This is a genomic window from Mesorhizobium sp. P5_C1, assembly GCF_054049815.1.
In genome coordinates, this window is the sequence record NZ_JBFULQ010000247.1 from 1 (window position 1) to 8,048 (window position 8,048).

An 8,048-nucleotide genomic window follows, 5' to 3' on the forward strand; every position below is an offset into this window, starting at 1 on the left:
GCCCGGAACGATGTGGGGACGAAATTGATGGCGGGTTCGAAATCCAGCTACGACTACGACGAATTGCTGGCCTGCGCCCGCGGCGAACTTTTCGGACCGGGCAATGCCCAGCTTCCCTATCCGCCCATGCTGATGTTCGACCGCATCACCGAGATCAGCCAGACAGGCGGCGCCTTCGACAAGGGCTTCATCCGCGCGGAATTCGACATCAAGCCGGACCTGTGGTTCTTTGCCTGCCATTTCATCGGCAATCCGATCATGCCCGGATGCCTCGGCCTCGACGCGATGTGGCAATTGACGGGCTTCTATCTCGGCTGGCTCGGCGAACCCGGCAAGGGAATGGCGTTGTCGACAGGCGAGGTAAAATTCAAGGGCATGGTGACGCCCTCGGTGAAAAAGGTCGAGTACGGGATCGACTTCAAGCGCGTGATGCGCGGCCGGCTGGTACTCGGCATCGCCGATGGCTGGCTGAAGGCGGATGGCGAACCCATATACGCGGCAACGGATTTGAAGGTCGGTCTGTCCAAGCAGTCGGCGGTCGGCTGACCGGCATCACCGGCTGACCCCTGGAAGGAGTTGCGAATGAGACGTGTCGTAGTCACAGGCCTCGGCATCGTGTCGTCGATCGGCAACAATGCCAACGAGGTTCAGACCTCGCTGCATGACGCCAGATCCGGCATCAGCTTCTCCGATTCCTTCGCCGAGCATGGTTTTCGCTGCCATGTCTGGGGAGCGCCGACGCTCGATCCATCCGCCATGATCGATCGTCGTGCAATGCGCTTCCTGTCGAAGGGTGCCGCCTGGAACCACGTCGCCATGGATCAGGCGATCGCGGATGCCGGCCTCAGCGAGAGCGACATCACCAATGAGCGCACCGGCATCGTCATGGGATCGGGCGGACCATCCACCAGCACCATCGTCGAGGCGGCGGAGATCACGCTGAAGAACGGCAGCCCCAAGCGCATCGGTCCGTTCGCGGTGCCGAAAGCGATGTCGTCGACCGCATCGGCAACGCTTGCCACCTGGTTCAAGATCCACGGCGTCAACTACTCGATCTCGTCGGCCTGCTCGACCTCGGCGCATTGCATCGGCAATGGCTACGAACTGATCCAGTGGGGCAAGCAGGACATGGTCTTTGCCGGCGGCCACGAGGACCTCGACTGGACGATGTCCGACCTGTTCGACGCCATGGGCGCCATGTCGTCGAAATTCAACGACCGTGCATCCGCCGCCTCGCGCGCCTATGACGCCAATCGCGACGGCTTCGTCATCGCCGGCGGCGCCGGCGTGCTGGTGCTGGAAGAGCTGGAACATGCCAAGGCGCGCGGCGCCAAGATCTATGCCGAGATCGTCGGTTACGGCGCGACCTCGGACGGCTTCGACATGGTGGCGCCATCCGGCGAAGGCGCGGTCCGCTGCATGCGCCAGGCAATGGCGACGGTTTCCACACCGGTCGACTACATCAACACCCATGGCACGTCGACGCCGGTGGGAGATTCCAAGGAAATGGCCGCGATCCGCGAGGTTTTCGGCCAAGAGATGCCATACATCACGTCGACGAAATCGTTGACCGGCCATTCGCTGGGCGCGGCCGGCGTGCAGGAGTCCATCTACTCGATCCTGATGATGCAGGGCGGTTTTATCGGCGAAAGCGCCCATATCGAGACCCTCGACCCCGAATTCGAGGGCATGCCAATCGTGCGAAAGCGCATCGACAACGCCAAGATCGACACTGTTTTGTCAAATTCGTTCGGCTTCGGTGGCACCAACGCAACGCTCATTTTCCAGCGCTATTCCGCATAAGGCCAGCGTTGTTTTCATAAGGATTGGCGGCCATGGACGGATTGATGAAGGGCAAGCGCGGGCTCGTCATGGGTGTCGCCAACGATCATTCGATCGCCTGGGGCATCGCTCGGAAATTGTCCGAACATGGAGCGGACCTTGCCTTCACCTATCAGGGTGACGCCTTCGGGCGCCGGGTCAAGCCACTCGCCGACAAGCTCGGCGCCTCGCTGGTCGTGCCGTGCGACGTCGAGGACAGCGCTTCGGTCGCCGCCACGTTCGAGACCCTGGGCAATACCTGGGGCGGGCTTGATTTCGTCGTCCACGCCATCGGCTTTTCCGACAAGAACGAACTGAAGGGCCTCTACGCCGACACCAGCCGGGACAATTTCGTCCGCACCATGGTGATCTCCTGCTATTCCTTCACCGAGATCGCCCGCCATGCAGCCGCCTTGATGAAGGACGGCGGATCGATGATCACGCTGACCTATGCGGGCTCGGTCCGTGTCATGCCGAACTACAATGTCATGGGCGTCGCTAAGGCCGGACTTGAGGCCAGTGTGCGTTACCTCGCCAACGACTACGGTCCGCGCGGCATCCGGGTGAACGGCATATCGGCTGGACCGGTGCGCACGCTCGCCGGCGCCGGGATTTCCGATGCGCGCCACATGTTCTCCTACCAGCAGCGCAACTCGCCGCTGCGCCGCACCGTGACCATCGACGAGGTCGGCGGTTCCGCGCTCTACCTGTTGTCCGATTTGTCTTCTGGCGTTACCGGCGAAATCCACTATGTCGATTCCGGCTATCACATCGTTTCAATGCCGACGCTCGATGAATTGAAGCAGACCGATGGCGGGCGAGATTAATACCTAGCTCCCAAAAGTGCGCAGCGGTTTTGGGACGGCGACGCGTATAAAACAAAAGCTTAAGATGCGCCGACGAAATCCGTTTCAACGCGACGCGCTTTAGTCCGCACATGAAATACTTCCGGTCCAATAAAATTGGACGCATTCGCGGAAACTCATTTTAAGGACATATCCGCTAGAAAGCCCTGTACTCTGGGGACCTTTCAATGTCGGCCGTCAGCAACCCGAAGCGAACACCTGTGTTCCGGCTGCTCACCATAGCAAGCTCGGGTATCGGCAGTTTTGTCCTCGGACTCTGGGGCCTGAAGCATGGTCTCAGCGATAGTTTTGCCGGGATATCGGCGGACATGATGGTCGCGATGATGGCCGCCCTGTGCGCACTGGCGGCGTCGGTGGCCGCGATGTCCTTCTTCGCCGGCGTCGATGAATCAGCGGATTTCGTCTTCGAGGAGACCCATTTCGACAAGTTGACCGGCCTGCTGGCACGTCCGGCGATGGTCGGCAAGATCGCCGAGGCGGCATGCGCGACGAGCCGGACCGGCGAGCCGGTGTTCCTCATCGACATCGACATCGATCGGTTCAAGCAGATCAACGACGCCATCGGCTACAGCCAGGGCGACGAGTTGATCCGTGAGTTCACCAAGCGATTGAAGACTTGCCTGCCGCAACGCGCGGTGATCGGACGTATCGGCGCCGGTGAATTCGCAATCCTCCTCCCCGACAATCAGGTGTCAGGGTCACTGGAAAGTGCCATCGAGAGGCTCATCGACGAGATGATGGAGCCCTATGAGCTCAGCACGCACATGCAATCGGTCAGCCTGTCGGTGGGCATCGTGGCGATGCCAAAGGACGGTGTCGATCCCGTCCTCATCCTGCGCCGCTCCAATCTGGCACTGCAGAATGCGCGCGCCAGCGGCCTCGGCAACTGGTCGGTCTTCCACGCAGAAATGGGCAGGGTCGCCGACCATCGCCAGTGGGTCGAATCCGAGTTGAACGTTGCCTTCGAGCGGGGCGACTTCGACCTTCACTACCAGCCGCAGCTCGATCTCCCGACCGGCCGCATCGTCGGCTATGAAGCGCTGATCCGCTGGCGGCATCCCGAACGCGGCATGATCCCGCCGATGGAGTTCATTCCGATCGCCGAGGAAACCGGCATGATCGGTCCGATCGGAGAATGGGTGCTGCGCAAGGCCTGCAGCGACGCGCGCCATCTGCCCGAAGACTGCTTCGTCGCCGTCAACATCTCGCCCGTGCAGTTCATGACCAAGGACTTCGTCGGTATCGTGCGCGACACCATGACCAGCACCGGCATCAAGCCGTCGCGGCTGGAACTGGAAGTGACTGAGACGGCGATGATGCAGGACCGCGACCGCGCCGCCACCATCCTGAAGGAGTTGGCGGACATGGGCATCTCGGTTGCGGTCGACGATTTCGGCACCGGTTATTCCAATCTGAGCTACCTGATCGACTTCTCGTTCGGCAAGCTGAAGATCGATCGCTCGTTCGTCAGCCGCCTCGACACGGACTCCAGCTCCGGCGCAGTCGTTTCGACCATCGTCGGGCTTTCGCGCGCACTTGGCGTCAGCATCATCGCCGAAGGCGTCGAAACCGAAAGCCAGGCGACGCTGCTTAGGGCAGCCGGCTGCGAAGTGGTGCAAGGCTACCTGTTCGGCAGGCCGGCGCCACTCAGGTTCAGGGTCGGTGACGCTCACGTTACCGACGAGACGCGGCGCGTCGCCAATCTGCATTGAACGCGGCGCCGCATCTGCTCTCTCGAGCATGATCTTTTTCGAAAACCGGTTCCCACTTTTCGGGATCAAGCTTTAACGACGCGCGACAAGCACCTTGAACATGCCGTCGCGGGCGAGCTCTGCATGGCTCGAAAAAGCAGCCGACAGCACCAGCTCATAGGGAAGCTGGCGGTTGGCAACCATCAACAGCCGCCCGCCGGGCTTCAGGGCCTTGGCCGCGGCGCGGATCATGCCGGCGCCGATCTCCGGCTCGGCCGCGCGGCTGCGGTGAAAGGGCGGGTTCATGGCGATCGCGTCGTAGCGCTTCTCGACCGGCTCCTTCAGCAGATCAGTCCAGAAGAATTCCCTGGTGATCGACTGGCCAACCCCTGCCAGATTGAGCTTTGCGGCTTCGAGCGAGGCGAAGTCCGCCTCATAGAGGTCGAGCGCCGAGATGCCCGGCGCCCGGGCGGCCATCTCGGCAGCCACATATCCCCAACCGGCGCAGAAATCGGCAACGCTCCCACGCAGGTCATCGGGCAGGTTCTCGACCAGCAATCTCGAGCCTGTATCGATCCGGTCGAACGAAAACATGCCGGGCGCGGTGCGAAACCGGCCTTCAACCAGCAGAGCGGGATTGGCGGCGCGCAGGTTTTGCGCAGCGGCCAAATCGGCAGGACGGCGAAACCAGAAGGCAATGCCGTGATACTTCGGCAGATGCCCCTTGAGCGGCACCAGTTCGCCGACGCGCTTGCGCAGGCTGGCGATACCGTCGTCCTTGCCGCCCGCAACGACGATAGTGCCGCCAGGCGCCACCCGCTCGAGCGCCTCGGCGAGGCGCAATTCGTTCAGGCCGCGATGCCGGCCGGCAAGCACAAGTGCCATGTCGAAGCCACCACCTTCGGCCTGCGCGGTGACGATGAGCCCAGACGCCTGCAACGCGCGAAAATGCGGCCGGAAGCCCTGTACCAGGCGAAGCTCGGCCTCGAAGCCTTCGGGGCAGCGAAAGCCCGGTTCAGCGCCGAGAAACAAGGCGCGATCGCCCTTTCCCGGCAAAGGAACAGCCTCGGCCTCGAAGGGATGAAAAAGCGTCTTCAGCGGCTCGGCGGACATTGTTCGATCTCGAAACGAGGCCTGTCTTGACAATCTGAGGATGAAAAGACGGGCTGAGAATGAAAAGACGGGCTGAAAATGAAAACGGGCGCGACATAAGCCGCGCCCGCTTCGATTTACGATTTCAGGCCAATCAGGCGGCGTTTTCTTCGCCTTCGGTCTTCTTGTCGCGGGCGAGTTCCTTGCCGGTGGCCTGGTCGACGACCTTCATCGACAGGYGGACCTTGCCGCGCTCGTCGAAGCCCATCAGCTTGACCCAGACCTTGTCGCCTTCCTTGACGACGTCCGAGGTCTTGGCGACCCGGTCGTTGGCAAGCTGCGAGATGTGGACGAGACCGTCACGCGGACCGAAGAAGTTGACGAAAGCGCCGAAGTCGGCGGTCTTGACGACCGTACCTTCGTAGATCTCGCCGACTTCCGGCTCCGCGACGATGGTGTGAATCCACTTCTTCGCCGCCTCGATCTCCTTGGCGTTCGACGAAGCGATCTTGACCGTGCCGTCGTCCTCGATGTTGATCTTGGCGCCGGTCTTTTCGACGATCTCGCGGATGACCTTGCCGCCCGAGCCGATAACGTCGCGGATCTTGTCGGTCGGGATGTGCATGACTTCGATGCGCGGCGCGAACTCACCGAGTTCCGAACGAGCGCCGGAGAGCGCGTGGCCCATTTCGCCGAGGATATGCAGGCGGCCGTCCTTGGCCTGGCCAAGCGCGATCTGCATGATCTCCTCGGTGATGCCGTCGATCTTGATGTCCATCTGCAGCGAGGTGATGCCGTTGGCGGTGCCGGCGACCTTGAAGTCCATGTCGCCGAGGTGATCCTCGTCGCCAAGGATGTCGGAGAGAACGGCGAAACGCTCGCCTTCCTTGATCAGGCCCATCGCGATACCGGCAACTGGCTTGGCCAGCGGCACGCCGGCATCCATCAGCGCCAGCGAGGTGCCGCAGACGGTCGCCATCGACGACGAGCCGTTGGACTCGGTGATCTCCGAAACGACGCGCAGCGTGTAGGGGAACTGGTCAGCGCTCGGCAGCATCGGGCGGATGGCGCGCCAGGCGAGCTTGCCATGGCCGATCTCGCGGCGGCCCGGCGAACCCATGCGGCCGGTTTCACCGACGGAGTAGGGAGGGAAGTTGTAGTGAAGGAGGAACTTCTCCTTGTACATGCCGGTCAGCGAATCGACATACTGCTCGTCCTCGCCGGTGCCGAGCGTGGCAACGACCAGCGCCTGGGTCTCGCCGCGGGTGAACAGCGCCGAACCGTGGGTGCGCGGCAGGACGCCGACTTCGGAGACGATCTTGCGGACCGTCTTGAGGTCGCGGCCATCGATGCGCGAGCCGGTGTCGAGGATGTTCCAGCGCACGACCTTGGCCTGGAGTTCCTTGAACACGGCGCCGATCTGCTCGGACGTGTACTTGGCGTCTTCGCCTTCAGCCGGAGCAAACGCGGCCTTGACCTTCGCCTTGACGGCGTCGACGGCGGCGTAGCGCTTCTGCTTGTCGATGTTCTTGTAGGCATCGCGAAGCTCGCCTTCGACGATCTTCAGCATTTCGGCTTCGAGCGCGGAATAGTCCGGCGCGGTGAAGTCGCGCGGCTCCTTGGCGGCGACTTCGGCCAGCTTGATGATGGCGTCGATGACCGGCTGGAAGCCCTTGTGGCCGAACATGACGGCGCCGAGCATCAGCTCTTCGCCAAGTTCCTTGGCTTCGGACTCGACCATCAGAACGGCGTCGGTGGTGCCGGCGACGACGAGGTCGAGCTTGGATTCCTGCATCTCGTCGACATGCGGGTTGAGCACGTATTCGCCGTTGATGTAGCCGACGCGAGCGCCGCCGATCGGACCCATGAAGGGAACGCCCGAAAGGGTCAGGGCCGCCGAGGTGGCGACGATCGACAGAATGTCAGGATCGTTCTCGAGATCATGCTGGACGACGGTGACGACGATCTGGGTGTCGTTCTTGTAGCCGGCGGCGAAAAGCGGGCGGATCGGGCGGTCGATGAGGCGGGAAACCAGCGTTTCTTTTTCGCTCGGACGGCCTTCGCGCTTGAAATAGCCGCCTGGGATCTTGCCGGCGGCGTAGGTCTTTTCCTGGTAGTTGACGGTCAGCGGGAAGAAATCGAGACCTGGCTTCGGCTCCTTCATCGAAACGACGGTGGCGAGAACCTTGGTCTCGCCGTATGTCGCGAGCACCGCGCCGTCGGCCTGGCGCGCGATCTTGCCGGTTTCGAGGATGAGCGGACGACCGCCCCATTCGATTTCCACTTTGTGGTGATTGAACATATCTTGTCCTTAATAAGCGGAAAGGGCCGCGCCGTTTCACGGTGCGCGGATGCCCTTTCCCTGGCTTCCTTTCTCGGGCAGCCACGGGCAAGACAACGGGAAGCTCGGGTGATTTCAGCGCGGCGAGCGCGCGAGCGTCCTGCAATCCTGCCCCATGACCGTCCATGGGCGGTTTCGAGTGGCCCTCTGCACGCTCGAAACCGGGTCTGGCCAGTCGATACGACTGGCAGAATGCGCGACCGGCGGGCCCTCCGAAGAAAGCCCGCCGGTCAATTC

General features: G+C 62.2%; 6 protein-coding genes. 4 read left to right on the forward strand and 2 right to left on the reverse strand.

Annotated elements, in window-relative coordinates:
• Positions 1-27 precede the first annotated feature (27 nt).
• From fabA to ACXJ7R_RS19010, 4 genes are all read left to right on the forward strand, one after another.
• A complete protein-coding gene (fabA, locus tag ACXJ7R_RS18995; protein ID WP_095082399.1) occupies positions 28-546 on the forward strand; it encodes a 3-hydroxyacyl-[acyl-carrier-protein] dehydratase FabA in 519 nt (172 codons plus the stop codon).
• A gap of 36 nt (positions 547-582) precedes the next feature.
• Positions 583-1,803, forward strand: coding sequence for a beta-ketoacyl-ACP synthase I (gene fabB, locus ACXJ7R_RS19000; RefSeq protein WP_457153191.1), 1,221 nt, complete (start codon positions 583-585; stop codon positions 1,801-1,803).
• Positions 1,804-1,835: 32 nt separating this feature from the next.
• Complete coding sequence (gene fabI, locus ACXJ7R_RS19005) at positions 1,836-2,648, forward strand: enoyl-ACP reductase FabI (protein ID WP_457153192.1); 813 nt, start codon at positions 1,836-1,838, stop codon at positions 2,646-2,648.
• Positions 2,649-2,854: 206 nt separating this feature from the next.
• Positions 2,855-4,399 (forward strand): putative bifunctional diguanylate cyclase/phosphodiesterase, encoded by a 1,545-nt coding sequence (locus ACXJ7R_RS19010; protein WP_457153193.1) that lies wholly within the window; start codon positions 2,855-2,857, stop codon positions 4,397-4,399.
• Between the two features lie 72 nt (positions 4,400-4,471).
• Here ACXJ7R_RS19010 and ACXJ7R_RS19015 read toward each other — a convergent pair whose 3' ends face one another.
• Both ACXJ7R_RS19015 and pnp read right to left on the reverse strand, forming a co-directional pair.
• Positions 4,472-5,491, reverse strand: a complete 1,020-nt coding sequence (locus tag ACXJ7R_RS19015) for a class I SAM-dependent methyltransferase (RefSeq protein WP_457153194.1) — start codon at positions 5,489-5,491, stop codon at positions 4,472-4,474.
• A gap of 133 nt (positions 5,492-5,624) precedes the next feature.
• Complete coding sequence (gene pnp / locus ACXJ7R_RS19020) at positions 5,625-7,772, reverse strand: polyribonucleotide nucleotidyltransferase (RefSeq protein ID WP_457153195.1); 2,148 nt, start codon at positions 7,770-7,772, stop codon at positions 5,625-5,627.
• Between the last annotated feature and the right edge of the window lie 276 nt (positions 7,773-8,048).